The sequence below is a fragment of the Streptomyces apocyni genome, assembly GCF_009739465.1.
GTDB lineage: Bacteria > Actinomycetota > Actinomycetes > Streptomycetales > Streptomycetaceae > Streptomyces > Streptomyces apocyni.
The window spans coordinates 246,313-271,489 of sequence record NZ_WHOM01000065.1; the positions used below are offsets into that span (position 1 = coordinate 246,313).

Here is a 25,177-nt window from a genome sequence, read left to right on the forward strand (position 1 = left end):
CACCACCCCCGTCGCGCAGTGACAGCGGCCCGTACCAGGGGCCGCAGGCCCGGTGGGCGCGAGCGTCCCGGACCCGCCCAGAACCGCGAGGAAGAAGATCATGACCGTGCACTCCCAGGGAGTGGTGACCTCCGCACCGGAGGACGCACCCGGGAGGGCGGCAGGCGATGCGCACAACCCGCCGCCCCCGACCGGGCCCAACGAAGTCCTTACGCCTTCTCGCGGCAGACGGCGACTGCCCACCGGGCTACTTCCGTATCTGCTGCTCACACCCGCGGCCGTCTCGCTGCTCCTGCTGCTCGGCTACCCGCTGATCCGCAATGTGATCCTCTCCTTCCAGAAGGTCAACGCGAAGGAACTGATCACCCGGAAGCCCGAGTGGATCGGCTTCGACAACTACGGCGAGCTGCTGACCTCGTCGACGTTCTGGACCGTCGTCGTCCGCAGCTTCGTCTTCATGGGGACCACTGTCCTGCTGATCATGGTGATCGGCACGCTGCTCGGCATCCTGCTCAACTCACTCGGCAAGGCGATGCGGCTGGTCCTGTCCATCGCCCTGCTGATGGCCTGGGCCACCCCGATCGTCGCCTCCGTCACCGTCTTCCGGTGGCTCTTCGACGAGCAGTTCGGTGTCGCCAACTGGTTTATGCGGACGCTCGGATTCTCCGGCTACGACCAGCACAACTGGTTCGAGACCGGCACCTCGACCCTGGCCATCGTCATGGTGCTGATCACCTGGGGCTCCATCCCCTTCGTCGCACTCAACATGTACGCGGGTCTGACCACGGTCGGCGCCGAGCTCTACGAGGCCGCGCGGATGGACGGTGCCAGCAACACCCGCATCTTCCGGTCCGTGGTCTTCCCGATCCTGAAGCCGTTCTTCCTGATCACGACCTTCCTTGAGGTCATCTGGGTCTTCAAGGCCTTCGCCCAGGTGTACGCGATGAACCAGGGTGGCCCGGACGGCGAGTCCCAGACGCTGCCCGTCTTCGCCTACGTCATCGGCAGCGGACAGCAGCAGTACGGCGTGGCCGCGGCCATCTCCGTACTGACGATCCTCATCCTGGTCGCCGCCATGTCCTTCTACTTCCGCCTGATCCTGAAGGAGGAGGACGAGCAGTGAGCAACGTCTCCCTCACGGCCAGCCGCGCCAAGCGCGCCAAGCTCGTCGGCAAGATCGGAAAGAACGTCCTGGCCCTGTGCCTGGCGGTTCTCTTCCTCTTCCCGGTGTACTGGATGTTCTCCTCGTCGCTCAAGCCGAGCAGCGAGATCCTCACCAAGGACCCGGTCTTCGTCTTCGTCCCGACCTTCGAGCACTACCCCACGGCGACCGGCGTCGACCGGTTCTGGACCTACGTCGCCAACAGCCTCACCGTCACCATCGGCGCCGTACTGCTCGCCCTGATCGTCGCCCTGGCGGCCAGCTTCGCGATCGCCCGGATGAGGTTCAGGGGCCGTAAGGGCATCGTCCTCGCGGTGATGCTGGCGCAGATGGCGCCCTGGGAGGTCATGGTCATCGCGATGTACATGATCATGCGGGACGCCGACCTGCTGAACAGCATCCCGACCCTGACGGTCATCTACTTCGTGATGGTCCTGCCCTTCACCATCTGGACACTGCGCGGCTTTATCGCCGCCGTGCCGAAGGAACTCGAAGAGGCCGCCCTGATCGACGGCTGTAGCCGCACCCAGGCCTTCTTCAAGGTCATCTTTCCGCTGCTCGCGCCGGGCCTGATGTCCACCTCGCTCTTCGGCTTCATCACCGCCTGGAACGAGTTCGCCATGGTGCTGATCCTCAACAAGGACGCCGAGGCGCACACCCTGCCGCTCTGGCTCACCCAGTTCCAGACCGCGTTCGGCAGCGACTGGGGTGCCACGATGGCAGCGTCCTCGCTGTTCACGATCCCCGTCCTGATCGTCTTCCTCTTCCTCCAGCGACGTGCCGTCGGCGGGATGACCGCCGGCGCGGTGAAGGGATAACCCCGACCCATGACGACCCTGACTCGTGGCACCGACACACTGACCCGAGACGCCCTCACTGTGCTCCAGCCCGGTTTCACCGGGACCAGCGCCCCGGAGTGGCTGCTGCGCCGGATCGGTGAGGGTCTGTGCTCCGTCGGCCTGTTCGGCCGCAACGTCGCCGACCCCGAGCAGCTGGCCGCGCTCACCGCGCAACTGCGCGCCGAGCGGGGCGAGGTGCTGGTCGCCATCGACGAGGAGGGCGGTGATGTCACCCGGCTCGAGGTGCGCACCGGCTCCTCGTTCCCCGGCAACCACGCGCTGGGCGCGGTCGACGACACCGGGCTGACCCGGGATGTGGCCCGCGAGCTGGGGCGCCGCCTCGCCGCCTGCGGGGTCAACCTCAACTGGGCGCCGTCGGCCGACGTCAACTCCAACCCCGACAACCCGGTCATCGGCGTACGGTCCTTCGGCGTCGACCCGGCCCTGGTCGCGCGGCACACCGCGGCGTACATCGACGGCATGCAGGCCGCGGGCGTGGCCGCCTGCGCCAAGCACTTCCCCGGCCACGGAGACACCGCCGTCGACTCGCACCACGCGCTGCCGCGGATCGACGTGGGCCTGGACGTGCTGCGGGAGCGGGAGCTGGTGCCGTTCCGCGCGGCGATCGCGGCCGGTACGAAGGCGCTGATGAGCGCCCACATCCTGCTGCCCGCGCTGGACGCCGAGCATCCGGCGACGCTCAGCCCGCGCATCCTCACCGGGCTGCTCCGCGAAGAGCTCGGCTACGACGGACTGATCGTCACCGACGCGGTGGAGATGCAGGCCATCGCCGCGAACTACGGCATCGAGCGCGGCAGCGTGCTGGCCATCGCGGCCGGAGCCGACGCGCTGTGCGTGGGGGGCGGACTGGCTGACGAGGACACCGTGCTGCGGCTGCGGGACGCCCTGGTCGCTGCCGTCCGCTCCGGGGAACTGCCCGAACAGCGGCTCGCCGAGGCGGCGGCGCGGGTGCGGGCGCTGGGGGAGTGGACGGCGACCGAGGCAGCGGCCCGCTCGAGCACCACCCTGGCCAGCGACATCGGCCTGGTAGCGGCCCGCCGCGCGCTGACCCTCACCCGGGCCGAGCGCGTGGGTGAGGGGGCCGTGGCTGACGGGGGCGTGGCTGACGGGGGCGCGCCGTTGACGGCTGCCCCGTTCGTCGCGGCCTTCACGCCGATGGCCAACATCGCCGTCGGCTCGGAGACCCCCTGGGGGATCGCCGCCGAGCTGGCCCGGCTGCTCCCCGGCACCGAGACCGGCACGTTCTCCCCGGAGAGCACCCCGGCGTCCGTACTGGAAGCCGCGGGCGACCGCCGCGTCGTCGCCGTCGTCCGCGACGCGCACCGGCACGCCTGGATGTCCTCGGCCCTGGACGCCCTGCTGGCCGCCCGCCCCGACACCGTGGTCGTCGAGATGGGCGTCCCGCAGGCGCCGCCCCGGGGCGCGCTGCATATCGCCACCCATGGCGCGGCCCGCGTCTGCGCCCTGGCCGCGGCGGAGGCCCTCACAGCCGCGTGACGGCGCCGGGTCCGTCCCCCGGCTCCGGAACGCGAGAGTGCCGGGCCCCCGCGAGGGGCGCCCGGCACTTTCTCTGCCCGATGACCGCTCGCCCGGGTCCTACAGTCCTTGCCAGTCCGGCTTGTTGTCGAAGGCGTGGCGGAAGTAGTCCGCCAGCTTCAGCTTGGACGCCGCCGCCTCGTCCACGACCACCGTCGCGTGCGGGTGCAACTGCAGCGCCGACGCGGGCACCAGCGCGGCGACCGGACCCTCGACCATCTGCGCCACGGCGTCGGCCTTGCCCTCACCCGTGGCGAGCAGCACCAGGTGCCGGGCCTCCAGGATGGTTCCGATGCCCTGGGTGATGACATGGTGGGGCACCTGGCTGATGTCGTTGTCGAAGAACCGGGCGTTGTCGATCCGGGTCTGCTCGACCAGCGTCTTGATCCGGGTGCGTGAGGCGAGCGACGAGCACGGCTCGTTGAAGCCGATGTGCCCGTCCGTACCGATCCCCAGCAGCTGCAGGTCCACGCCCCCGGCGTCGGCCAGCGCCTGGTCGTACGCCACACAGGCGGCCACCACGTCGTCGGCGCCACCGTCCGGGCCCATGAAGTGGTCCTCGGTCAGCCCGAGGGGCTCGACGACCTCGCGCAGCACCGTCGCACGGTAGGACTCCGGGTGCCCCTCAGGCAGTCCGACGTATTCGTCAAGCTGGCAGACGCGGGCGCGCGAGGCGTCCACGGCACCCGCCTTGACCTTGGCGGTCAGCGCCTCGTAGATGGGCAGCGGGGTCGAGCCGGTGGCCACGCCGAGCAGCGCGTCGGGCTTGCGCCGCAACAGATCGGCCATCGCCTCCGCGATGAGCTCGCCACCTGCCTTGGCGTCCGGGACGATGACAACTTCCACGCTGGTCCTGCCGATCTGGTGAGGGGACGGAGGTGTGGTATAGACCAATCTAGCAGAGCCGCTCCGGCCCCGCGCGGTCAATCACCCCATCCGTCGTGCCTCCAGCTATCGGCCCTCCCGCGCAGGCTCCGCCTCTCGGTCGCCGGGGCAGGGGTCAGAGGCCGAGGGCTGAGCCTCCCGTCGCGTCGATGCGCTGGCCAGTGATCCAGCGGGCGTCGTCGGAGGCTATGAAGGAGACGACGTCGGCGACGTCCGAGGGCTGGCCTATGCGGTCGAACGTCGAGTAGGCGGCCATCTGCGACTTCTGCTCCTGCGGGAGTCCGTCCAGTACCTCCGTCTCGATGATTCCCGGCGCGACAGCGTTGACCGTGATGCCTCGCGGGCCGAGCTGGTGGGCCAGCGTGTGTGTCAGGACGTCGATCGCCCCCTTGGTCATCGAGTAGGCGGCCGTGACCGGGAAGGCGATGCGTGTCACGCCGGACGAGATGTTGATGATCCGTCCGCCGTCGCGCAGCCGGTCGAGACCCTGCTGGATGATGAAGAACGGCGCCTTCGCGTTGATCGCGAACACCCGCTCGTAGTCGGCCTCCTGGATCTCCTGGATGTGTCCGTACAGGGCGATCCCCGCGTTGTTCACCAGGATGTCCAGGCCGTCCGCCTGGCGGTCGAACTCCGCCCACAGCGCCGCCGCGTCGCCCGGAACTCCCAGCTCGGCCCCGATCGCGAAGGCGGAGCCGCCGCCCGCCTCGATGGTGGCCACGGTCTCCTTCGCGGCCGCCTCGTTGCTGCCGTAGTGCACGGCGACCCGTGCGCCCTCTCGTCCCAGCCGCTCGGCGATGCCTCGCCCGATACCCCGGCTGCCGCCCGTGACCAGTGCCGTCTTGCCCGCAAGCGTGCCCATGGCGACGCCCCCTCAAATAACTAGTGGTCGTTACAGAAAGAAACTTAGCGGTACCCGGCGCGATTTTCTAGTGCCCGCTATAGAATTCACTCCATGGTGACGGAACAGTCGGCGGCGGACCGGCCGACGAAGCAGCGCGGGCGTCCTCGGTCCTTCGACCGGGACACGGCCCTTGAGCAGGCGATCCGGACCTTCTGGGAGCGCGGATACGAGGCGACGTCGGTCGCCGACCTCACCCGCGCCATGGGTATCGGCCCGCCCAGCCTGTACGCCGCGTTCGGCGACAAGCGCTCGCTGTTCGACGAGGTAGTGGTCGAGTACGCGGCGCGCTACGGGTCTTTCAGTACCCGCGCCTTCGAGCAGGAGCTGACCGCCCGCGCCGCCGTCGAACGCATGCTGCGCGAGGCCGCCACCGAGTACACCGACCCCGGGCACCCGCGCGGCTGCCTCATCATCAGCGCCGCGACCAACTGCGCGACGCCCGAGGTCGAGGAGGCACTACGTGTGAAGCGCGGCCAGAACATCGCGGCGTTCGAGTCCCGTATCCGCGCGGACGTCGCGTCCGGCGAACTCCCGGCGGACGCCGACGCCGAGGCGCTGGCCCGTTTCAGCGGAGCCGTCCTGCAAGGCATGTCCCAGCAAGCGCGTGACGGGGCCTCGCGCGAGGAACTGGAGCGTGTCGCAGGCCTCGCGATGCTCGCGTGGCCCCAGGCGTAATGCCGCGGAGAGACAGGACCTAGTCAGATCTTGGGATTTCGCTCGCGAAGCCTTGCCTCGCCAGCGGCCGTACAGCAGGGTGATCCATAGTGGCGGGCCATGAAGTTGGAGGAAGAGACGAGGCTGAAGTGACCTCGCCGGATGGACATCGGATAATGGTCTAGTCCACAATGCCTGAAAGGCTTCCGTTCTCCCCGCACAGGAGAGCGGAGCGAGGCAACCGACGCTCTCTGCCCTGACCGCGCCGGGCGCCTCGCACACGGTCGACCGGGACCGCACACCCGGTGGCCGATTCAACTCCGGGCTGCGGTGCCAGGAGGGCTGAGGGTCCCTCCAGGCGCCGTGGCCCGCGGGTGTCTCACGGCACACGCGGAGCCCGTACGCCACTCGCGCGCCAGGTACGCTCGCCACGTGCCCTCCATGAACGACCTCGTACGCCAGCACACCGCTCTCGGTGACACCGATCTCGAGTGGCTGCATCTGCTGGTCTCGGAGTGGCAGCTGCTCTCCGACCTCTCCTTCGCCGACCTCGTCCTGTGGGTCCCGACCCGCGACGGCACCCGCTATGTCTCCGTCGCCCAGATGCGGCCGAACACCGGCCCCACCTCGTACCAGGACGACATGGTCGGCCACCTCGTCCCGCGTGGCCGCCGCCCGATGCTCGACTCCGCTTTGGACGAGGGCCGGATCGTGCGCGAGGGCGACCCGGAGTGGCGCGAGGAGGTTCCGGTACGGGTCGAGTCCATCCCCGTACGCAGGGAGGGGCGCGTCCTGGGTGTGATCGCCAGGAACACCAACCTGCTCACCGTCCGCACCCCGTCCCGCCTGGAACTCACGTACCTGCAAAGCGCGTCCGACCTGGCCCAGATGATCGCCGCGGGCTCCTTCCCGTTCCCCGCCCAGCAGGTCGACATGGACGCGTCGCCGCGCGTGGGCGACGGGCTGATCCGCCTCGACGCCGACGGCACCGTCCAGTACGCCTCCCCGAACGCCCTCTCCGCGTACCACCGCCTCGGCCTGGCCGCCGACCTGGTCGGCCTCCATCTCGGCACGATCACCGCCGAACTCGCTCCGTCCCGTGGCCCGGTGGATGAAGCCCTGGTGAAGCTGGCCAGTGGCTGGGCGCCACGCGAGACCGAGGTCGAAGGCGACGACTGCGTCATCCAGCTCCGTGCGATCCCGCTCAAGCCCAAAGGCAGCCGCATCGGCTCCCTCGTACTGCTCCGCGACGTGACGGAACTGCGCCGCCGTGAGCGCGAGTTGATCACCAAGGACGCCACCATCCGGGAGATCCACCACCGGGTGAAGAACAACCTTCAGACGGTCGCCGCACTCCTGCGCCTGCAGGCCCGCCGGATTGGTTCGGATCAGGGGCGCGCGGCTCTCGAAGAGGCCGTACGCCGGGTCGGCTCGATCGCGATCGTGCATGAGACGCTCTCTCAGAACCTGGACGAGCGCGTGGAGTTCGACGAGATCGCCGACCGGGTGCTCGCCATGGTGGCCGAGATCTCACCGGGGAAGGTCACCGGGAAGCGCACCGGACGCTTCGGCATACTCGACGCCGAGGTCGCCACACCGCTGTCCATGGTGCTCACCGAGGTCCTGCAGAACGCCCTGGAGCATGGGTTCACCGAGGGTGACTACGGCACGGTAGAGGTTTCCGCCGTCCGCGGCGGCACCAGCCAGGAGGCCCGGCTGCTGATCACGGTGCAGGACGACGGGGTGGGCCTGCCCGAGGGCTTCGACCCGCAGCGCTCCGGAAACCTGGGACTGCAGATCGTACGAACCCTGGTGGAGGGCGAACTGGGCGGGACCTTCGGCATGGTGCCGGGCCCGGAGCGCGGCACTCAGGTGATCTTGGACATTCCGGTGCGTGCCCAGAAGCGGTAGAGCGGTAAGCGTCGGACGCAGGCGCAGGCGCAGGCGCAGGCGTTCGCGAACAGCACTAAGCGCTGTACACAGCAGTGAGCCCCGGACCGATCAGGTCCGGGGCTCACTGCTCACGTTGCTGAGCGCATCGGGGGGTACTGCGCGCTGCGGCTCGGGGGCGGGAGATGCGTACTCGCCGTACGCGCCGCCGGGCTCAGGCTCGTCGGGGCTTTCAGGCGCTGGCGTTACGCGCCCGATTGCGAGCGGCGCGGCGCTTCATCGCGCGGCGCTCGTCCTCGCTGAGGCCACCCCAGACGCCGGAGTCCTGGCCGGACTCGAGCGCCCACTGCAGGCACTGCTCCACAACGGGGCAGCGGCGGCAGACGGCCTTGGCTTCCTCGATCTGCAGCAGCGCAGGACCGGTGTTGCCGATGGGGAAGAAGAGCTCGGGGTCTTCCTCGCGGCAAACGGCGTTGTGACGCCAGTCCATGGCTGCTACCTCTCCTTGGTATGACATGCAAGATGCTTGTGAATGTGAACGCTTTCACGAATCCCTCCACAAGGGAAGGTCCAACCACCAGTTGCCTGGTGTAGGTCCTGTGTGAGGAGGGGGTTCGGACTCTCTGTGGGGCCGGTGATGCGGGCCGTCCTGAGTGCCAAGTAGAGATTCGCAAACCTCGGCCTCGGATACAACCCCTTCGGAAAAGTTTTTTTTGATTCCTCGGTGTCGGCTAGGTCACAGCCGTACTTCCATGGGGTGGACCCTGGCCTAAACGTTCGAGTGAAAGGACTTTAAGCCCTTCCACTCACACAATCACACGCAGTGCACGGCGTACGCCTGTGAACGTCACGCTGGTCCGCAGTCCCAGGTGGTCACCGTCCATCTGGAAGGGGAGCCGGACCTTCGAATGCAAGGTGAAGTCCGTCAGATCGTGCAGGGAGAGGGCGTGCTTTCCGTGAGGGCCGCGCTCGGGGGACGAGGTGAGCAACTGTGTGGCGTAGCGGGTCACCGCGGGGGTGGACAGCTTGCTGAGTCCGAGCAGGTCCAGCCCGGTGTCGAAGGACGCCTGCGGAGAGGCGTACAGCGGGCGATTGCCCAGGTAGGTCCAGGGCGCGGTGTTCCCGACTATGGACAGCACGAGGTCGGCGACCGGGTCCTCGCCGGGGCGCTCCAGGGTGATCGCGCCGTGTCGGCGGCGGGGCTCGTCGAGGAACTGGCGTACCACCTGGCGCACGTAGAGGGCGTGCGTCGAGCGCTTCCCGCGCTCCCGCTGCTGTTCGACTCGGCCGACCACGCCCGCGTCGAAGCCGTACCCGGCGCAGAACGTGAACCAGCGCGCCGGAACCGCTTCGTCCTCGCTGTCCGGGGTGCCCGCCGCGAGCCCGAGCCCGACCGTGCGCTCACTCCCTGTGCGCAGCGCGTCGAGGAGGGCGCCGGTGGCCTCGACCGGGTCATTGGGAAGGCCGAGGGCGCGGGCGAAGACGTTGGTGGAGCCGCCGGGGACGACCGCGAGCCCCGGAAGCCCGGGGCTGGGACCCTCGTGCAGCAGTCCGTTGACCACCTCGTTGACGGTGCCGTCGCCGCCCAGTGCGACGACCATCTCTATGTCCTTGCTCTGCGCGGCCTGCCGCCCGAGGTCGCGGGCGTGTCCGCGGTACTCGGTGGTCACGACGTCGAGCTTCATCTCGCTCGCCAGCGCATGGATCAGTACGTCACGGGTGCGGGCACTGGTAGTGGTTGCTGCCGGATTGACCACGAGGAGTGCGCGCATGCGAAGCAGCGTACCTACCGGGGTTTACGTGGCCCAGACCCAGGTCTCCTACGCGGAGGTGGTCCCGCGTCGGCCACGCGGCCCCGGACCGGTGCGACCGGGGCCATTACCCTGCAGGAGTGAGTAGTGCTGAACAGACCACGAACCCCGACGACCCGCGGCCCCCGCGGTTGACCGCCGCCGCGGCGCTCGCCGCGCTGGAGGGCCTCGCGCTGATCGTCCTGGGCGTGTACATGGTGGTGGTCGGGCTCGTCGATGAGTCGACCGCCGCACGGTCGGCCGTGACCGGCGGGCTCACCATGCTCGCGCTCGCGGTCATTCCGCTGATCGCCGCGCGCGGGCTGCTGAACCGCCGCAGCTGGAGCCGGGGCCCCGCGATCGTCATCCAGTTGCTGGCGCTGCCCGTGGCCTGGCAGCTGCTTCAGGTGGACAGTGTGCTGATCCCGGGCGGGATCGTGCTTGCCGTTGTGGCCGTCACCACGCTGGTGCTGCTGCTGAGCCCGGCCACGACGCGGGCGCTGGGGATCGGCCCGCGCGGCGCGGACGCCGACGCCGCGTAGCGCGCCCGGGCCGGGCCGCCGCGACGCTGTGAGGGGTCCCCGGCGCTCAGCCGGGACCGGCGCCCAGACGGGACCGCTGCTCAGTCAGACGGGACCGCGCTCAGACGGGATCGGAGGGGCGGGCGCGTGCCTACTCCTCCACCAGGAGCTTCTCGCGCAGCTGGGCCAGCGTGCGGGCCAGCAGCCGGGAGACGTGCATCTGGGAGATGCCCACCTCCTGGGCGATCTGCGACTGGGTCATGTTGGCGAAGAACCGCAGCAGCAGGATGCGCTTCTCGCGCGGCGGCAGATCCTCCAGCAGTGGCTTGAGCGACTCGCGGTACTCGACGCCCTCCAGCGCCTCATCCTCGGCGCCCAGGGTGTCCGCGACCGCCGGGGACTCGTCGTCCGTGTCCGGCACGTCGAGGGACAGCGTGGAGTACGCGTTGGCCGATTCCAGCCCCTCCAGGACCTCCTCCTCGGAGATCCCCAGCTTCTCGGCGAGCTCATGGACGGTGGGGGAGCGGCCATGCAGTTGGGAGAGCTCGGCGGTCGCTGTGGTCAGCGAGAGTCTTAGCTCCTGCAAGCGCCGCGGCACCCGGACCGCCCAGCCCTTGTCGCGGAAGTGGCGTTTGATCTCGCCGACGACGGTGGGTGTCGCGTAGGTCGAGAACTCGACGCCGCGCTCCGGGTCGAAGCGGTCCACCGACTTGATCAGGCCAATGGTGGCGACCTGGGTCAGGTCGTCCAGTGGCTCACCGCGGTTGCGGAAGCGGCGGGCGAGATGCTCCACCAGCGGTAGATGCATACGGACCAGCTGATTGCGCAGCTCCGCGTACTCCGCGCTGCCGACGGGTAGCTTGCGCAGCTCGACGAACAGCGTCCGTGCGCCACTGCGGTCGCGCGGGTCGTGGTGGTGCTCGTGCTGTGCCGTCATGTGTGCGGCCCTCCCCCACCTGCCGCTGGGAGGTGCCCCCAGCCCGCCACCGGCCCGGCCGGAGCGCGCTCCGCGCTCGCCTCTGTCATCGCGCTCCGCCTGCTGTGCCGCACTCTGCTCCGGACCGTCCTGAGGGTGTGGCCGGGCCTGCTGTTCGGGGACGCTCGTCGTGCGTGGCATCCCCGCGCGGTCGCCCCCGCCGTCGTCGCCTTCGGCCGGGAGGCCCCATGCGCTGCGCTTCTCGTCCCGCATCGGCCCGTCCCCGTCCCTCACGCCGGCCCGGGTCCCGCGCCGCGCTTCTTGTAGAGGCTGATCGCGACGGTGTTGTCGTCGGCGACCGTGGCGTCGACCTGTCCCGCGAGCGCCGACAGCACCGTCCAGGCGAAGGTGTCACGCTCGGGTGCGCGGCCATCGGTGGTCGGGGCCGAGACGGTGACTTCCAGTGAGTCGTCGACCAACTGGAAGACACAGCTGAGTACGGAGCCGGGGACGGCCTGCTGCAGGAGGATCGCGCAGGCCTCGTCGACCGCGATGCGCAGATCCTCGATTTCGTCGAGGGTGAAGTCCAACCGCGCCGCGAGTCCGGCCGTGGCCGTACGCAGCACCGACAGGTAGGCACCCGCAGCCGGTAGCCGGACTTCCACAAAGTCCTGAGCCCCGGGCTCGCCTGCGATCTGGGACACCCTCACCTCCAAGGTGTGCAAGCACGGTCGGGGTCTGTCCCGCCGTGCTCTGGTGGTCCGGTACGGTGCCGCACGGTCTCCTGTGCGGCATGGTTCAGCGGTGACGCTATCGCGCTTCCACTTTTCCTGTCCCGGTACCCCCGGCATTGCTGTCACTCATAGTAAGCCTACGGGTACGGACAGTGGCTAGGGGTCTGCGGGCCCAATTGGAAACAGCGCGCGCCGGGTTGACGTACCCAGGCGTTCGGCGGTCGAACCGTCCCTTCCGGCGGGCCGGACCGCCGAATCAGACGATCACGTCGTCGGGCGGTGGCGGGCGGCCCGTGATCACGGCGGCCAGGCGGGTGCCGGGCGGGAAGGTGCCCTCTTCGGTGAGGGTGGCGAGGCCATAAAGCAGTTTGGCGACATAGTGGCGCTCGACGGGCAGTGCGTGGCGCTGTTCGAAGTCCGCGGCGAAGGCGTCGAGCTCTGGTGTCGTACGGGCGTAGCCGCCGCAGTGGAAGCGGTCCACCAGGTGCCAGTCGCCGGCCCGGGCGTCGAAGGCCGCCTCCTGTAGCCGCTGGACCTCCGCGCCGAGGAAGCCTCCCTTGAGTACGGGTATCCCCAGGGCCCGCGATCCGCCAGGGCCGAGTCCGGCGGCGAGTCCTGCGGCGAGCCCGGCCAGGGTGCCGCCGGTGCCGCAGGCCACGGCCGCGACATCGGCCCGGCCGCGCAGCTCCCGGCCGAGTTCCGCGCAGCCGTGGACGGCGAGTGCGTTGCTGCCCCCTTCGGGGATGACGAAGACGTCTTCCGGCCCCGGGCCGCCCTGCCCCTCCGCCGTGACGGTGCGCAGGATCTCCGCGAGTACCCGCGGGTCTTCCTTGGCCCGGTAGGTCGTACGGTCCACGAAGTGCAGCCGCATCCCGTCCGCCGCGCACCTGGCCAGGGACTCGTTCAGCGGCCGGGAAGCCAGCTCGTCGCCCCGTACGACCCCGATCGTCCCGAAGCCCAGGAGGCGGCCCGCCGCGGCCACCGCGCGTAGGTGGTTGGAGTACGCGCCGCCGAAGGTGAGCACGGGGCGTCCGGCGGCGGCATCCAGGTTGGGGGTGAGTTTGCGCCATTTGTTGCCTGGTATGGCCTCGTGGATGAGATCGTCGCGCTTGAGGAGCAGACGGACGCCGTGCCGGGTGAAGCGCTGGTCCTCGACCACCTGCAGCGGGGACGGCAGTCTGGGCCGCAGGGCGGAGGGGGTCCGGGGCGTGTTCACCCGGCCATTGTCACTTCAGGCGTCCGGCGACGCGCTCGCGCATGCCCTTCATGGTGAAGCCGCGTGGGTCCACTTTGCCGGGCTGCCACTCCAGGTGCCCGATGACCGACGGTGCGGTCCAGGAGTGGGCCCGCAGCAGGGCGGCGGAGACCTTCTCGATGGCGTCCAGCTGGGCACTTGGCCAGGGGTCCTTGCCGTCGCCGAGGTTCTCGCACTCGAAGCCGTAGAAGTGGCGGTTGCCGTCGGTGTTCGCCTCGTTGGCCGGAGGGAGGCCCTTGTCCGCGATGACGGCACGCAGGACGTCGTCGTCGCCCAGGCCCGCGTGGTTGGCGCGCCCGTAGCCGACGAGGTGGACCGTGCCGTCCTTGGTGATTACGCCGTGACACAGCGGGCCCGGCAGTCCGGCGTAGCCGTCGCGGCAGATGCGCACGGTCTGCTCGCTGCCCGAGGTCACGGTGTGGTGGATCATCACGCCGTGTACGGGCCCCCAGGGGCCCTTGTGGTTGCGATGGTGGCTTGCCCAGTCGCCGACCTCAGCGACGCGTAGGCCTTCAGCGCGCAGTGCTGCCAGAAACCGGGCCGCAGACATGGGTGGGGCCATGGCCGCCTCCTTCGTGGTGCGGGGCGGCCGCCCGTTCGCGCGCCACCTGATATCGGCCGTTTCTATCCGGAAGCCCAGAAGCGGAGTGATTCGTTCGAGTGGCGTGCGATGCGATCCGGCCAGTGGGCCGGGAGGGAGCTACTTGGGCAGAAAGGAGTCCCCGTGCTCGGCGATGTGGGACTCAAGGGCCTGGAGTGTCTTCTGGGTGGCCTCCGCGCTGCCGCTGCCCCGCTGTTCGGCGTAGTAGGCCGCCCCCAGCTTCTTGAGGAGGTCCCCACCGGCGCGTTGTGCCTGGACCTCGTCCAGTTTCTGCTTGCCCTGGTGGAGTCCGCGCTGTGCCTGCTCCCTGGCGCGATCCATGAAGCCTGCCATGAGCTGTCTCCTGTCGGTGGTGCGGATGTGGTGGGTCGTACTTGGTAGAACGGGGCCCGGGATCTTCGAGTTCCCGCCAGTCCGCCCATCCCTCGTACGAGTGATCACTTACGCTGCAAACGCCAGTGTTTCCAGGGTGGTTGGAGAGGGGTCGGCGTATGGGCGTGACCATTCGCAGGGCAGCGGAAAGAGACCGGGAGTCGCTGGTGCGGCTGCTGGACGAGGCTTTCACGGACGACCCGGTCAGCAGTTGGGTCTTCCCGGACGTGGCGCGCCGTCGGGAGGTGCACGGCGTCTTCATGGGCGTCTTCCTGGATATCGCTCTGCGTGAGGGGCGGGTTGACATCGCGGACGAGGGGGCGGCCGTCGCGCTGTGGCTGCGCGTGCCCGCCGGGGCGCCCGACGAGGAGGACGACACGCCCGTACGGATGCGTGAGGCGGCCGATCCGGACAACGAGCGGGCCGAGTTGGTCGGCCGGTTGACCGGCGCGGTCCATCCGCATGACCGGGAGCACGAATATCTGATGCTGATCGCGGCGGACCCCGGGCGGCAGGGCGAGGGGCTCGGCACGGCGCTGCTGGCCCCTGTCCTGGAGCGCTGCGACCAAGACGGCGTGCCCGCCTACCTGGAGGCGAGCAACATGCGCAGCCGCCAGCTGTATGAGCGGCTCGGCTTCGCTTTCACGGGGCGGGCGGTCCAGTTGCCGGACGGGCCGCAGATGTTTCCTATGTGGCGGGAACCGAAGGGGCGCTGACGGGGGCTCCCAGGGGGCTTCCCGCCGGGTGGCTCAAAGCCCTTGCCAAACCACTTCATGTGAAGCACTATGAGCGAAGTGCTTCATTGGGTGGGCACTGGCACTCCACGGCATAGGCAAGGGGACCAGATTGCGCAAGCTCTCGTACTTCATCGCCACCTCGATCGACGGCTTCATCGGCGCGCCGGACGGGGATGGTGAGTTCTTCACGCAGTGGGTGGACGGCGAGTTCATCGACTACCTCACGTCGGAGTACCCGGAGACGCTTCCCACGCCGGGCCGCATCCCGCTCGGCATCGACGACCTGGAGAACAAGCACTTCGACACGGTCATCCAGGGGCGGGCGACCTACGACGTGGGACTGAAGGTCGGCTGCACCAGCCCCTACGCCCACGCGCGGCAGTACGTCGTATCCCGCTCGCTCGCCGAGTCGCCGGACCCGGCCGTGGAGATCGTCTCCGGCGACGTGGTCGCGAAGGTCCGCGCACTCAAGCAGGAGGACGGGCTCGGCATCTACCTCTGCGGCGGCGCGAACCTGGCGGGCCAGCTGGTCGACGAGATCGACGCGCTGGTGATCAAGACCTATCCGGTGTTCCTGGGCTCCGGGATGCCGCTGGCCGACGCCGGCTTCGCCCTCAGGGAGTTCACGCTCGACTCGGTGCGGTCGTTCGGGAACGGGGCGGTGGTCACCACGTACAGCCGCAAGCGGTAGCACGCCTGGTCGGGGGGTGGAATCGGGCATAACCTGGATATATGGCCAAAGACGTGGGTCGAGCCCCCTCCGGGGCCAGACACGTCTGCCCGGTCTGTAAGCAGCCGGTGCAGGCGGTCATCAAGCGGCGCAAGATCCTGGGAGCGTTCGTCCCGATCTGGGTGGCTGGACCCTGCCACAACCCGAACTGCGAGGCGCGAGAAGGCGCCGGGCCCTCGGATGCGCATACGGAGGAAGGCCCTCCCGCGGAGGAAAGCCCTGAGTCGTCACAGGAGCCGCCGGAGAACCCCGCGGCGCAGTCCTGAGCGGCTCCGGCTCCGGTCTCGTCCCGTTCCGCGTCACCTCTTTGTGCGTATCCGAAGTTGTTCCGCGGGGATGTCGAGAACGCTGATTCCGCTCCGACGTCTCAAGTGCCAGCCACCCGTCGGGGGTGGCCCAGGCAACCGACGACAGGGAGCGGAATCATGAAGTACCTGGTGATGGTGCAGGGCACACAGGCCGACTACGAGGCGATGAGCGGCAAGGCGTCCGCGGCCAGCCCGGCGTGGAGCGAGCAGGAAGTCCAGGCGATGTTCGCGCACATGGCCGCGCTCAACGACGACCTGGCGGAGTCGGGTGAAATGGTGGATGGCCAGGGGCTTGTGGAACCCGCGCAGACCCGCCTGGTCACCCCCGGCAAGGACGGCAAGCCGGTCGTCTCCGATGGCCCGTACGGCGAGACCAAGGAGGTACTCGCCGGGTACTGGGTGCTCGACTGCGCGTCGCTCGAGCGGGTGACCGAGATCGCCAAGCGTGTCGCCGCGTGCCCGGTGCCCGTGGGCGCGCCCAACTATCCGGTGGTCATCCGGCCCATCCAGGAGGCGGGCGGAGACGCTGTGTGCTAGATCCGGACGCATCCTTCGAGGATCTGCTGCGCCTGCACGCGCCGCAGGTCCTCGGTGCGCTGGTGCGCCGGTACGGACACTTCGACCTGGCCGAGGACGCCGTACAGGAGGCACTCCTCGCCGCGGCCGGGCAGTGGCCCCAGCGGGGCGTCCCGGCCAACCCGCGCGGCTGGCTGATCAGGGTCGCCTCCCGGCGGCTCACGGACCTGCTGCGCAGCGAAGAGGCCCGACGCCGCCGCGAGCAGACCGCCGCCGCCCGCACACCCCAGGACGCTTTCACCGCGCCGCCGCCCGGTGAGAGCCGCGCCCCGAGCGAAGACGACACCCTCACACTGCTCTTCCTGTGCTGCCACCCTGAGCTGACACCAGCCGCACAGGTCGCACTGACCCTGCGGGCCGTCGGCGGCCTGACCACGGCCGAAATCGCCCGCGCGCTGCTGGTACCCGAGGCGACCATGGCCCAGCGGATCAGCCGGGCCAAGCGGAAAGTGCGCGGAGTCCACTTCCGCCCGCCCGGGCCCGACGACCGGGACCAGCGGCTCGCCGCGGTCCTGCAGGTGCTCTACCTGATCTTCAACGAGGGCTACACGGCGACCTCTGGCTGCACGCTGCGCCGGGCCGACCTGGCACGCGAGGCGATCCGGCTGACCAGATCCGTACGCCGCCTCCTGCCCCGCGACGGGGCGGTCACCGGGCTGCTCGCGCTGATGCTGCTCACGGACGCACGCGGCCCCGCACGCACCGGGCCGCACGGCGAGTTGGTCCCGCTCCACGAGCAGGACCGCGGACGCTGGGACCAGGCAGCCGTCGCCGAGGGCGTGGAACTCGTGGAGGAGGCGCTGTCGCAACCGCCCGTCGGTCCCTACCAGCTTCAGGCCGCGATCGCCGCGCTACACGACGAAGCGGCGCGCGCCGAGGACACCGACTGGCCGCAGATCCTCGCGCTGTACGACCTGTTGGTGCGGTCCGCGCCGGAGCCGATGGCCGAGCTGGGGCGGGTCGTGGCGGTCGCGATGGTGCGTGGGCCGCATGCGGGACTCGCCGAGCTGGGTGGGTTGGAGGACGCGCTGAAGGGCCACTACCGGCTGGACGCGGTGCGGGCACACCTGCTGGAGATGGCGGGTGACACCGCGCGTGCCGGGTCCGCCTACCGGGCGGCCGCGTTGGGCACCCGCAGCGTCCCGGAGGCCCGGTACCTGCAGGCGCGGGCAGCTCGGCTCGCCCCGCCTGACCCTCTCTGACCTGCGGGAACGGATCGTCGTCGGCTCTCGCTCGGGGCGTTGTCAGTGGTGCCCCTCATGATGGTCGTATGTCGGATCTCGCGGCGCCGCCTGGCAGGTGGGCCGCGCGGGCCGTCGTGGATCGAGGGGGAGGAGAGAATCATGCGTCAGGCAACGGTGACGGCTGAGGGCGATCTGATCCGCTGGACCGAACTGCCGGGGCGGGAGCCGGCCCGGGTGTACGTGCACGGGCTTGGGGCCTCGTCCCCGGCCTACTTCACGGAGGTGGCGGTCCATCCGCTGCTCGCGGGTCACCGGTCCCTGCTGATCGACCTGCTCGGGCACGGCATCAGCGACCGGCCGACGCACTTCGACTACGGACTGGAGTCGCACGCCGACGCGTTGGCCGCCGCGCTGGAAGTCGCCGGGGTGAGGGGCGCCGAGCTGATCGCGCACAGCATGGGCGGTTCGGTGGCCATCATCCTGGCCGCCCGATACCCACACCTGGTCTCCCGGCTGGTCCTCGTCGACGCCAACCTCGACCCGCTCCCGTTGCCGTCCGTGCCCGGATCCGAGGGGAGCAGCGGCATCGCGGCGTACACCGAGGAGGAGTTCCTGGCCGGTGGCTGGGCTGAGGTACGTGATCTGGCCGGTCCGCACTGGTGGTCCACCATGCGCCTGGCTGGCCGGGAAGCCCTGTACCGCAGTGCGGTCCAGCTGGTCCGCGGCTCGATACCCACGATGCGTGAGCTGCTCCTGGACCTGAAAATACCCCGCGCCTTCCTGCTGCCGGAGGCCGATGGTCCGCTGCCGGGCGGGGAGGCGCTGGTCGCGTCGGGGGTCTCGGTCGTCCCCGTCGCGGACTGTGGGCACAACATCATGCTGGACAACCCGGAGGGCTTCGCCCGCGCCACCGCGGCGGCACTCGTGCGGGAGGGCTGAACGGCGTGCCACGTAGCCGAATGGGGGTCAGGACTCCTTGAGTGCGGTCAGCGTCGCTCTGGTGTCGTTGGTGAGCATGTCCGTGACGTCCGCGGTGGAGGGCGGGTCCGTCTTCGCGGAACTGCTCGTGTACGAGCTCCAGGTCACCTGGTAAGTGAACCAGCCGTCCCGCACGGCGAGGATGATCGAGGACGTCCGCTCGGACTTGGTCCGGGTATTGGTGATCAGGTACGCCTCGTCGCCGAGGTCGCCGACGGGCTTGACCTCGTACGTGTAGTCATCGGTCCCCCGGTCCTCGTACGCCTGGTACGAGGAGGCGAACTCGACCCCTGGGTCAGCCTTCTTGTGCCAGGTCGCGGTGGAGTAGACGTAGGTGCTCGAGTAGCTCGAACTTGACTCCCGGTCCACGAGGTTGCGCGTGCAGTGGCTCTGGTCGAGGGCGTCCTGCTCGGAGGCGTAGCGCGTGGTCGGCGTGGAGGTTTCCTTGAACTTGTAGCGCTTCAGAAGGGAGTCGTACGTGGCGGTGTCGCAGAGGTTCGCCGAGAACTGGTAACCCCTGAGGTCCGCCTGGTCGCCGCCCAGGTTGCCGGTGCCGAAGAGCGTCCCCGCCCAGATCGCTGAGGCGAGCACCGCGCCGCCAAGTCCCCACAGCGGGCCCGAAGCACGCCCCCGCGCAGGGGACGGTCCCATCGGCGGCGGGCCGCTCACCAGCGGCGGGAACCCGGGTTGGCCGACGGGCGCTGGCTGCTGCTGGTACGGGTTCGGTGCGGCGGACGCGCCCGGCTGCTGCTGATAGGGATTGTGCTGGTACGGATTCGGCTGGGACCCCGGTATGGACATGAGCGCAATGTACCCAGGGTCACCAGGGACCTATGTACGCGAAGGCGAGGGGGTGAGGAGTTGAGCACGCAGTTCGGAGATCAGGGAGTCGTCGACGCCCACATGCTTGACCGCGTAGTCGTGCACGGAGCCGTAGGTGTCGTTCAGGTCGGACAGGACGAGCCGGATGACCTCCTCCGGTGCCCGGCCGTATCCGGGCCACCGCAGGGTCCGGCCGGGATGAGCCGTCTTCCAGTCGGCCACCAGACGTTCGGTGGCCAGTTCGGTGAGAGCGAAGTCCGCGGCGATGTCGTCATCGGCCACACCGAGCAGCGACAGGACGATGGCCGCGAGCAGGCCCGTACGGTCCTTGCCCGACGCGCAGTGGAAGACCTGCGGTTCGTCCCCGTACGCGATCACCCGCAGGGCTTCCCTGAGTTCCACGGCCCCGTCCAGGGCGACCTCCGCGAACCGGTCGGCGAGGTAGCGCCAGGGGTCCACCGAGGGGTCGATCTCGGCCTGGTCGTACGGGCGGTGCTCCACGCTCAGGTTGACGTACGTGAGGCCCGGGCTGTCGGGTACCCGGCCCTTCCTGGCGATCTCCCAGGGGTAGCGCAGGTCGATTACGGTGCGTACACCGAGGGAGCGGAAGCGGTCCAGGTCGGCTCCCTGGAGCTTGCTCAGCGAGTCCGACCGGTAGAGGCGGCGCCAGCGCACCGTACGGCTGTCGGCGGTGCGATATCCGCCCAGGTCACGGAAGTTGTGCAGGCGCGCGAACGCGATGTGTCTGCTCATCCGTGACACCCTAGGCAGCGCCGCCCCATCCGGCACGGCTCTGGGGCGCCTTACCCCGCACATCAGTGTTGTCACGATCGGTGCACCCGCCTTATCGGCGGCCGGACCCGTGGTGTGGGATGACGAGGGCCAAGCAACACGATCACGTCAATACTTCAGACGACAGAAAGACGAAGGGGGAACCGTGGCACGTTCGCGGGCAGAAGGCCTCCGGCGCGTGGCCTCCTCAGTGGCCGCCGGAACCGATCCACGCCAGGTGGCCGAAGAGGAACTACGGCGGCGTATGGGCCGAGGTGGCGGCGCGGAGCGGGCCAGGGCCCAGGGCCAGGACACCTCGGGTGAGGAGCTGTCCGAGCCGCAGGAAGAAGGGATGGACCCGGCCGACTTCCCCGCCGCCCGTGAGCAGGGCGGCTCCATCGCCACTGTCATGGCGCAGCAGACCGTCCCCCTGGACGATGCCGGGGAGACCCTCAACCGCACCGAACAGCAGCGCGAGGGCGGCGAGATGGTGCACGCCATCTGCCCCATGGTGATCCCCAAGGGCCGCTCACTGCTGAGCATGCTGCCGGTGCTGCTGCTCCTCGTCGTCGGCGTCATCGGCACCGTCATCGTGTCGGCGACCGGCAGCGGTGTGCTCGGCAATCCGCTGTTCGGTATCCACTACTGGGTGCTCTCCCTCCTGGCCGTCGCCTTCGTCTGGTGGCGCCAGGGGATGGTGATGGTCCCGGACGGCAGCCAGGCCATGATCACCCGCTTCGGAAAGCTGGAGAAGGTGGTGGGTCCCGGGCGGGTGATTCTGCTGAGCCCCTGGAAGCGGGTCTCGTACATCGTCAACACCACGCGTGAGTACCCGTTCAACGCGCCGGTGCGCGAGGCCCCGACCAAGGGCGGCGTCAAAGCCTCGATCGACCTGTTCATCCAGTTCCGGATCAGCGACCCGAGTGAGTTCGTCTACACCCTGGGCGCGGTGCGCGGCTTCGAGGAGAAGCTGAGCAACGCGGTCAGCGAGACGATCCGCAGCCTGATCTACGAGCAGGAGGCCGCCGGGATCTACGACATGGTCGGCGAGGACACCGGCCGCCTCCTGGAGCAGCTGAACCAGCAGTTCCGGCCCGCGGTCGAGCTCACCAACGCCAACATCACGCACGCCGAACCCTCCGACCGCAACTACCGGATGGACCTGGCGGCTCCGGAGATGGTGCGCGTCGCCAAGGAGGCGTACACCCACGAGTACGCGCTCCAGCTCCGCAAGGAGCAGGACGAGGGCGACCTGGCCAAGGAGTTGGCCACCAGCCACGAGACGCTCTCCGCGATCCAGGCGGACATCGCCCAGTACCAGGCGCAGATGGACACCGCCGTGGAGCGCGAGACGAACCGCGCGCAGGCGCTGGCCCGCCAGCGGTACGTGCAGGCCGAGTCGGAGGCCAAGGCCAACGCGGCCCTGCTGGAGGCGCAGGCTCTGGACATCCGCGCGGTGACCGCGGCGGAGGCCCCGGAGATCCTCGAGTACCGCTACCAGCAGCAGATCCTGGACACCCTGGAGGGGGTCGCCGACCACCTGCCGCGGTTGGTCAGGATCGGTGCGGACGGCGTCGACGGTGGCGCCGGGGTCGACTTCCTCGCGCTCGCCAGGGAAATGGTCGGCGAGCGGGGCGCGGAGCTGTTCACGGACGCCGACATGGCCGCCGTACGGGCCAGGCTGTCGGAGGTGGCCGGGCGGATCACCGAGCGGCAGGCGGAGATCGACACCCTGCTGGAGGCCGATCGGCCGACCGTGCCCGCGTCCCCGGTCGTGCCGGGCGCGCAGGGCGCGCAGGGCGGCGCCGACGCCGGGTCCGGTGCCGCGGCCCAGTCAGGCGGCGCAGCCGAGTCAGGCGGTGCGCCCGTGGCTCCTGAGACACCCGAGAAGCCGCACGGCGACGACCTCTTCGAGGAGGCAGGCGAATGAGCACCGCACGTATGAGCCAGAGGTCCGTCATCTCCGAGGCCGTGGCCTCCTGGAGCGAGATCCCCCAACTGCTGCGCGGCGGCGAGGCGGGCACCCTGGTCCCCGTCATCATCCCCCGCCACCGCCGCAAGCTGTGGTGGATGCTGCCCCTGTGGGCCAGCGCCTTCGCCCTGCTGACCGGGGTGATGCTGTCCATCAAGGCGGCCGACTCCGGGACCGTGGGTGACGTCGCCTACGGCGCGCCCGCCGGATTCGCGTACGCCGTCGGCGGCGTGCTGCTGCTGATCGGCGCGCTGTGGTGGTGGCGCTCCTCGATCGTCGAGATCGAGCAGGGCACGAACGGCATCCTCACCCGCTACGGCGCGGTGACCCGCACCCTGGAGCCCGGCCGCCACTACCTGTGGCACCCGTGGTCCCGGGTCGACTTCGTCGTCGACATCGCCACCGAGATCCCGTACTCGGCCCCCGTGATGGCCTGCCCGACGCAGGAGAACGTGCCGCTCAGGTCCATCGAGTTCTTCCTGAAGTTCCGGATCAACGACGCGGTGCTGTTCGTCCGCAGCATCGGCGCGGGGAACTTCGACCTGGTGCTGTCCAGCGCGGTCCAGGACGCGATCCGGCAGCGCGCGCGGCAGGTGCGTACCGAGCGCGCGTACGACCTGCGCGGCTCGGACGTCGCCGATATGCAGGAACTGCTCAACCGCCAGCTGTCCCGCTACGGCGTCCGCATCACCGGCTCCAACATCCCCGAGGTGCAGCTGCCCGCCCAGTACCAGCAGCATCTGGCGACGCGGGAGCGGGTCGCGAAGGAGCGCACCGCGTACGAGCAGGAGTGGGGTCTGACCCGCAAGCGCCGTATCGACAGCCTGGGCATGGACATCGAGCGGGCGAAGAAGGTACGGGACGCGCGCATCGTCGAGGTCAAGGCCGCGCTGAACAAGGCGCGGGAACAGGTCGCCCAGCTCCTTGAGGAGCAGGAGACCAACGCTCAGCGGGTCCGCTTCGAGATCGAGACCCGTGGCCGCAGTGGGCTGATCTCCGCCGAGAACGAGGCGAAGGCCCAGCGCAGGCTCGCCCAGGCGTACCGCGACAACCGCGCGGTGCTCCAGTACGAACTGGCCCGCCGCCGCCTGGACGTGGGCGCGGAGCTGGCGTCGAAGGCCCCGCAGCCGGTGGTGGTACGCACCGACGCGGGCGGGGGCGGCGACACCTCGGCGCTGTCGACGCTGCTCGCCGCGCAGCTGCTGCCACGGATGACGTCGTTGCCTGCGGTGAACGGCGCGCCGTACTCCGCCGAGTCGTCCCGCTCAGAGCCGGGCGACGCGGAGTGAGCCCGGTGCTCCCTCGGCGCTGAGGGTCGGCGGGGGTCGGCGCTGATGCGTGCGTGCGGTGGTACCTGGTCGGTTGGCGGGCCGGGTGCCGCCGCGCGGGTGCCTGCGTCTCCGCTTGCGTCTGCGCCCGCGTTCGGCGGTTAATGCCGCGCGGGTGGCTGGTTGATGTGGCTAGGGTCTGTCTGCCGGACAGGCCCTAGCATCGGCGGGCCGTTGTCGCCTTCCGAGGAGTCTCCTTGACGTTGCGTATCACCGCGCTGGCCGACCCCGAGCCCGCACCGTCCAGCCGTCGTCTGGTGTGGCTGGCGTCTGACGCGGAGGGGAATCCCGTCGGGGCGGCGTTCCTGCGGCTGTTCACCCGGCCGGGGCAGGACCACCTGGCCGAGCTGGAGCTGCGGGTGCACCCGGCTGAGCGGCGGAACGGCGCGGGGACGCTGTTGCTGGGTGAGGTCGTGGCGGCTGCCCGTGCGGACGGGCGGCGGGCGGTGATCGCCCAGGCCGGGGCGGGCTCGGAGGGCGACGGGTTCCTGGCGGGGCGCGGCTTTCGCCCGGTGCTGGCCCTGACGTACGCGCGGCTGCCGCTTCCGCTCAGTACGGCTGACAGTGCCGCCCTCACCCACCACACCGAGCGGCAGCGCCCCGGCTACCGGCTGACCTCCTGGGAGGGCACGGTGCCGGACGCGCTCGCCGAGACGTTCGCCGCATCGCGCCGTGCCATGGACGACATGCCGATGGGGGAGACCGACTACGGTCAGGTGACCTGGGACGTCGACCGGGTCAGGGCCGTGGCCAGGGCTATCGAGCAGCGCGGCGATCTGCTCCACACCGTCGCCGCCGTCGACACGTCGGACGGTTCGATCGCCGGGTTCTGCGAACTGGTCGTGCCTGGCGACGGCAAGGGCGACGGACAGCACTACGGCACCGGCGTGCTGCCCGAGCACCGGGGGCACGGACTCGGCCGCTGGATGAAGGGCGAGGCGATCCGGCAGGCCCAGGACCGCCATCCCGGCCTCGGCGGTCTGCTCACCGACACCGCCGACGACAACGCGCACATGCTGGCGGTGAACGACGCGTTGGGCTACCTGCCGACGCATCGCACCATCGAGTACCAGCTCGATCTCGCATCTGACTGAGCGGCCCGCTGAGTGGCGGCGCCGCCCTGGCCGTCAGGTCCGGCGGCGGCGCCCCCGTAGTGCCAACTGCACCGCGCGTCCCAGGCCCATCACTCCGACCAGGGCCACCACCGGCGCGCCGAACAGCACGATGAACCCGGCGCCGATGTTGGCCCCGATGACCTCGGCCGTCACCACCCGGTGTCCGAGCGCCACCGCCACCCCAACGCCGAGCAGCGGCCCCAGCGCGGACCACCAGACGGGGTCCATCCGACGTGTCCGGGTCCACTCCACGAAGAGCGACGCGGTGAGCACCAGGGTCAGGAGCGCGCCCGCGCCGACCGTCGTCTCCACCCCGGCCGGAATGTCCCAGGGCCGTACCGCGTGGTCGGGGTCGGCCACCTCATCCAGAGTCCGCTGACCGACGACCCACCAGACGGCGACCGTACTGGACAGAAGCAGCAGCACCGCGGCGACCAGCATCACCCAGCCGGGCGCCCGGCTCAGGTCGGTCCAGTGCGAGGAACCCGGCGGAGTCGGCGGAGCCGGAGGGGAACCGGCGGAGTCGGCGGGTGGCGTCGGGGGAGTCATGAGCCCAGCGTGCGCCATGCGTCCGTA

The 25,177-nt window shown here is 69.9% G+C and carries 26 protein-coding genes; 14 read left to right on the forward strand and 12 right to left on the reverse strand.

Annotation, left to right across the window (positions count from 1 at the left end):
- Positions 1-100: 100 nt before the first annotated feature.
- From GCN81_RS20070 to GCN81_RS20080, 3 genes are read left to right on the forward strand one after another with little or no spacing between them, the layout of a single operon-like run.
- Positions 101-1,123, forward strand: a complete 1,023-nt coding sequence (locus GCN81_RS20070; protein ID WP_156725993.1) for a carbohydrate ABC transporter permease — start codon at positions 101-103, stop codon at positions 1,121-1,123.
- 53 nt (positions 1,124-1,176) lie between these two features.
- Positions 1,177-1,980: a carbohydrate ABC transporter permease gene (locus tag GCN81_RS20075; RefSeq protein ID WP_407698001.1), complete on the forward strand. Its 804-nt coding sequence runs from the start codon at positions 1,177-1,179 to the stop codon at positions 1,978-1,980.
- 9 nt (positions 1,981-1,989) lie between these two features.
- Positions 1,990-3,519 (forward strand): glycoside hydrolase family 3 protein, encoded by a 1,530-nt coding sequence (locus tag GCN81_RS20080; protein ID WP_156725995.1) that lies wholly within the window; start codon positions 1,990-1,992, stop codon positions 3,517-3,519.
- A 99-nt stretch (positions 3,520-3,618) separates the two neighbouring features.
- Here the strand turns inward: GCN81_RS20080 and nagB are convergent, their stop codons facing one another.
- Both nagB and GCN81_RS20090 read right to left on the reverse strand, forming a co-directional pair.
- Entirely contained in the window at positions 3,619-4,404 is a 786-nt protein-coding gene (nagB, locus tag GCN81_RS20085) for a glucosamine-6-phosphate deaminase (RefSeq protein WP_156725996.1), read from the reverse strand.
- Positions 4,405-4,558: 154 nt separating this feature from the next.
- Positions 4,559-5,305 (reverse strand): SDR family oxidoreductase, encoded by a 747-nt coding sequence (locus GCN81_RS20090; protein ID WP_156725997.1) that lies wholly within the window; start codon positions 5,303-5,305, stop codon positions 4,559-4,561.
- 93 nt (positions 5,306-5,398) lie between these two features.
- On the opposite strand from GCN81_RS20090, the gene GCN81_RS20095 reads away from it, so the two are divergent.
- The gene (locus tag GCN81_RS20095; protein ID WP_156725998.1) at positions 5,399-6,022 is read left to right on the forward strand and encodes a TetR/AcrR family transcriptional regulator; all 624 of its coding nucleotides are present in this window, start codon (positions 5,399-5,401) and stop codon (positions 6,020-6,022) included.
- Between the two features lie 420 nt (positions 6,023-6,442).
- Positions 6,443-7,912, forward strand: a complete 1,470-nt coding sequence (locus GCN81_RS20100) for a sensor histidine kinase (RefSeq protein WP_156726294.1) — start codon at positions 6,443-6,445, stop codon at positions 7,910-7,912.
- A 211-nt stretch (positions 7,913-8,123) separates the two neighbouring features.
- On the opposite strand, the gene GCN81_RS20105 is transcribed toward GCN81_RS20100, so the two are convergent.
- Both GCN81_RS20105 and GCN81_RS20110 read right to left on the reverse strand, forming a co-directional pair.
- Positions 8,124-8,381, reverse strand: a complete 258-nt coding sequence (locus tag GCN81_RS20105) for a WhiB family transcriptional regulator (protein ID WP_156725999.1) — start codon at positions 8,379-8,381, stop codon at positions 8,124-8,126.
- A 316-nt stretch (positions 8,382-8,697) separates the two neighbouring features.
- The gene (locus tag GCN81_RS20110) at positions 8,698-9,663 is read right to left on the reverse strand and encodes a diacylglycerol/lipid kinase family protein (RefSeq protein WP_156726000.1); all 966 of its coding nucleotides are present in this window, start codon (positions 9,661-9,663) and stop codon (positions 8,698-8,700) included.
- A gap of 119 nt (positions 9,664-9,782) precedes the next feature.
- On the opposite strand from GCN81_RS20110, the gene GCN81_RS20115 reads away from it, so the two are divergent.
- Complete coding sequence (locus GCN81_RS20115) at positions 9,783-10,223, forward strand: hypothetical protein (RefSeq protein ID WP_156726001.1); 441 nt, start codon at positions 9,783-9,785, stop codon at positions 10,221-10,223.
- Between the two features lie 130 nt (positions 10,224-10,353).
- Here GCN81_RS20115 and GCN81_RS20120 read toward each other — a convergent pair whose 3' ends face one another.
- From GCN81_RS20120 to GCN81_RS20140, 5 genes are all read right to left on the reverse strand, one after another.
- Entirely contained in the window at positions 10,354-11,412 is a 1,059-nt protein-coding gene (locus GCN81_RS20120; RefSeq protein WP_156726002.1) for an RNA polymerase sigma factor SigF, read from the reverse strand.
- Positions 11,409-11,822: an ATP-binding protein gene (locus tag GCN81_RS20125; protein WP_156726003.1), complete on the reverse strand. Its 414-nt coding sequence runs from the start codon at positions 11,820-11,822 to the stop codon at positions 11,409-11,411. Before GCN81_RS20125 ends, GCN81_RS20120 begins: the two co-directional genes overlap by 4 nt.
- A gap of 286 nt (positions 11,823-12,108) precedes the next feature.
- Positions 12,109-13,068, reverse strand: coding sequence for a 1-aminocyclopropane-1-carboxylate deaminase/D-cysteine desulfhydrase (locus GCN81_RS20130; RefSeq protein WP_156726004.1), 960 nt, complete (start codon positions 13,066-13,068; stop codon positions 12,109-12,111).
- Positions 13,069-13,078: 10 nt separating this feature from the next.
- Positions 13,079-13,669 (reverse strand): N-acetylmuramoyl-L-alanine amidase, encoded by a 591-nt coding sequence (locus tag GCN81_RS20135; protein WP_156726005.1) that lies wholly within the window; start codon positions 13,667-13,669, stop codon positions 13,079-13,081.
- A 138-nt stretch (positions 13,670-13,807) separates the two neighbouring features.
- Positions 13,808-14,041: a hypothetical protein gene (locus tag GCN81_RS20140; RefSeq protein ID WP_156726006.1), complete on the reverse strand. Its 234-nt coding sequence runs from the start codon at positions 14,039-14,041 to the stop codon at positions 13,808-13,810.
- A gap of 158 nt (positions 14,042-14,199) precedes the next feature.
- On the opposite strand from GCN81_RS20140, the gene GCN81_RS20145 reads away from it, so the two are divergent.
- The 5 genes from GCN81_RS20145 to GCN81_RS20165 all read left to right on the forward strand — a co-directional run bounded on the left by GCN81_RS20145 (position 14,200) and on the right by GCN81_RS20165 (position 18,554).
- Positions 14,200-14,796 carry a GNAT family N-acetyltransferase gene (locus GCN81_RS20145; RefSeq protein WP_156726007.1) on the forward strand — a complete coding sequence of 199 codons (597 nt, stop codon included), beginning with the start codon at positions 14,200-14,202 and terminating at the stop codon, positions 14,794-14,796.
- A 130-nt stretch (positions 14,797-14,926) separates the two neighbouring features.
- Positions 14,927-15,508, forward strand: coding sequence for a dihydrofolate reductase family protein (locus GCN81_RS20150; protein ID WP_156726008.1), 582 nt, complete (start codon positions 14,927-14,929; stop codon positions 15,506-15,508).
- A gap of 464 nt (positions 15,509-15,972) precedes the next feature.
- Positions 15,973-16,392: a YciI family protein gene (locus tag GCN81_RS20155; protein ID WP_156726009.1), complete on the forward strand. Its 420-nt coding sequence runs from the start codon at positions 15,973-15,975 to the stop codon at positions 16,390-16,392.
- A complete protein-coding gene (locus GCN81_RS20160) occupies positions 16,386-17,633 on the forward strand; it encodes an RNA polymerase sigma factor (protein ID WP_156726010.1) in 1,248 nt (415 codons plus the stop codon). The genes GCN81_RS20155 and GCN81_RS20160 overlap by 7 nt, the downstream gene beginning before the upstream one ends.
- Positions 17,634-17,774: 141 nt before the next feature.
- A complete protein-coding gene (locus GCN81_RS20165) occupies positions 17,775-18,554 on the forward strand; it encodes an alpha/beta fold hydrolase (RefSeq protein WP_156726011.1) in 780 nt (259 codons plus the stop codon).
- A 27-nt stretch (positions 18,555-18,581) separates the two neighbouring features.
- Here GCN81_RS20165 and GCN81_RS20170 read toward each other — a convergent pair whose 3' ends face one another.
- Positions 18,582-19,394, reverse strand: a complete 813-nt coding sequence (locus GCN81_RS20170; protein WP_156726012.1) for a hypothetical protein — start codon at positions 19,392-19,394, stop codon at positions 18,582-18,584.
- Positions 19,395-19,424: 30 nt separating this feature from the next.
- Positions 19,425-20,168, reverse strand: a complete 744-nt coding sequence (locus tag GCN81_RS20175) for a tyrosine-protein phosphatase (RefSeq protein WP_156726013.1) — start codon at positions 20,166-20,168, stop codon at positions 19,425-19,427.
- Positions 20,169-20,352: 184 nt separating this feature from the next.
- On the opposite strand from GCN81_RS20175, the gene GCN81_RS20180 reads away from it, so the two are divergent.
- The 3 genes from GCN81_RS20180 to GCN81_RS20190 all read left to right on the forward strand — a co-directional run bounded on the left by GCN81_RS20180 (position 20,353) and on the right by GCN81_RS20190 (position 24,580).
- Positions 20,353-22,116, forward strand: coding sequence for an SPFH domain-containing protein (locus GCN81_RS20180; protein ID WP_156726014.1), 1,764 nt, complete (start codon positions 20,353-20,355; stop codon positions 22,114-22,116).
- Positions 22,113-23,447: an SPFH domain-containing protein gene (locus tag GCN81_RS20185; protein ID WP_156726015.1), complete on the forward strand. Its 1,335-nt coding sequence runs from the start codon at positions 22,113-22,115 to the stop codon at positions 23,445-23,447. The genes GCN81_RS20180 and GCN81_RS20185 overlap by 4 nt, the downstream gene beginning before the upstream one ends.
- Before the next feature lie 236 nt (positions 23,448-23,683).
- Positions 23,684-24,580 (forward strand): GNAT family N-acetyltransferase, encoded by an 897-nt coding sequence (locus GCN81_RS20190; protein ID WP_156726016.1) that lies wholly within the window; start codon positions 23,684-23,686, stop codon positions 24,578-24,580.
- 33 nt (positions 24,581-24,613) lie between these two features.
- On the opposite strand, the gene GCN81_RS20195 is transcribed toward GCN81_RS20190, so the two are convergent.
- Positions 24,614-25,150: a hypothetical protein gene (locus GCN81_RS20195; RefSeq protein ID WP_156726017.1), complete on the reverse strand. Its 537-nt coding sequence runs from the start codon at positions 25,148-25,150 to the stop codon at positions 24,614-24,616.
- Positions 25,151-25,177 lie beyond the last annotated feature (27 nt).

Bases quoted from the DNA above. Each gene is read 5' to 3' on its own strand.
- GCN81_RS20070 (WP_156725993.1), top strand. From the start codon at position 101: ATGACCGTGCACTCCCAGGGAGTGGTGACCTCCGCACCGGAGGACGCA.
- GCN81_RS20080 (WP_156725995.1), top strand. From the start codon at position 1,990: ATGACGACCCTGACTCGTGGCACCGACACACTGACCCGAGACGCCCTC.
- GCN81_RS20090 (WP_156725997.1), bottom strand. From the start codon at position 5,305: ATGGGCACGCTTGCGGGCAAGACGGCACTGGTCACGGGCGGCAGCCGG.
- GCN81_RS20095 (WP_156725998.1), top strand. From the start codon at position 5,399: ATGGTGACGGAACAGTCGGCGGCGGACCGGCCGACGAAGCAGCGCGGG.
- GCN81_RS20100 (WP_156726294.1), top strand. From the start codon at position 6,443: ATGAACGACCTCGTACGCCAGCACACCGCTCTCGGTGACACCGATCTC.
- GCN81_RS20105 (WP_156725999.1), bottom strand. From the start codon at position 8,381: ATGGACTGGCGTCACAACGCCGTTTGCCGCGAGGAAGACCCCGAGCTC.
- GCN81_RS20110 (WP_156726000.1), bottom strand. From the start codon at position 9,663: ATGCGCGCACTCCTCGTGGTCAATCCGGCAGCAACCACTACCAGTGCC.
- GCN81_RS20135 (WP_156726005.1), bottom strand. From the start codon at position 13,669: ATGGCCCCACCCATGTCTGCGGCCCGGTTTCTGGCAGCACTGCGCGCT.
- GCN81_RS20140 (WP_156726006.1), bottom strand. From the start codon at position 14,041: ATGGCAGGCTTCATGGATCGCGCCAGGGAGCAGGCACAGCGCGGACTC.
- GCN81_RS20145 (WP_156726007.1), top strand. From the start codon at position 14,200: ATGGGCGTGACCATTCGCAGGGCAGCGGAAAGAGACCGGGAGTCGCTG.
- GCN81_RS20155 (WP_156726009.1), top strand. From the start codon at position 15,973: ATGAAGTACCTGGTGATGGTGCAGGGCACACAGGCCGACTACGAGGCG.
- GCN81_RS20165 (WP_156726011.1), top strand. From the start codon at position 17,775: ATGCGTCAGGCAACGGTGACGGCTGAGGGCGATCTGATCCGCTGGACC.
- GCN81_RS20170 (WP_156726012.1), bottom strand. From the start codon at position 19,394: ATGTCCATACCGGGGTCCCAGCCGAATCCGTACCAGCACAATCCCTAT.
- GCN81_RS20175 (WP_156726013.1), bottom strand. From the start codon at position 20,168: ATGAGCAGACACATCGCGTTCGCGCGCCTGCACAACTTCCGTGACCTG.
- GCN81_RS20185 (WP_156726015.1), top strand. From the start codon at position 22,113: ATGAGCACCGCACGTATGAGCCAGAGGTCCGTCATCTCCGAGGCCGTG.
- GCN81_RS20195 (WP_156726017.1), bottom strand. From the start codon at position 25,150: ATGACTCCCCCGACGCCACCCGCCGACTCCGCCGGTTCCCCTCCGGCT.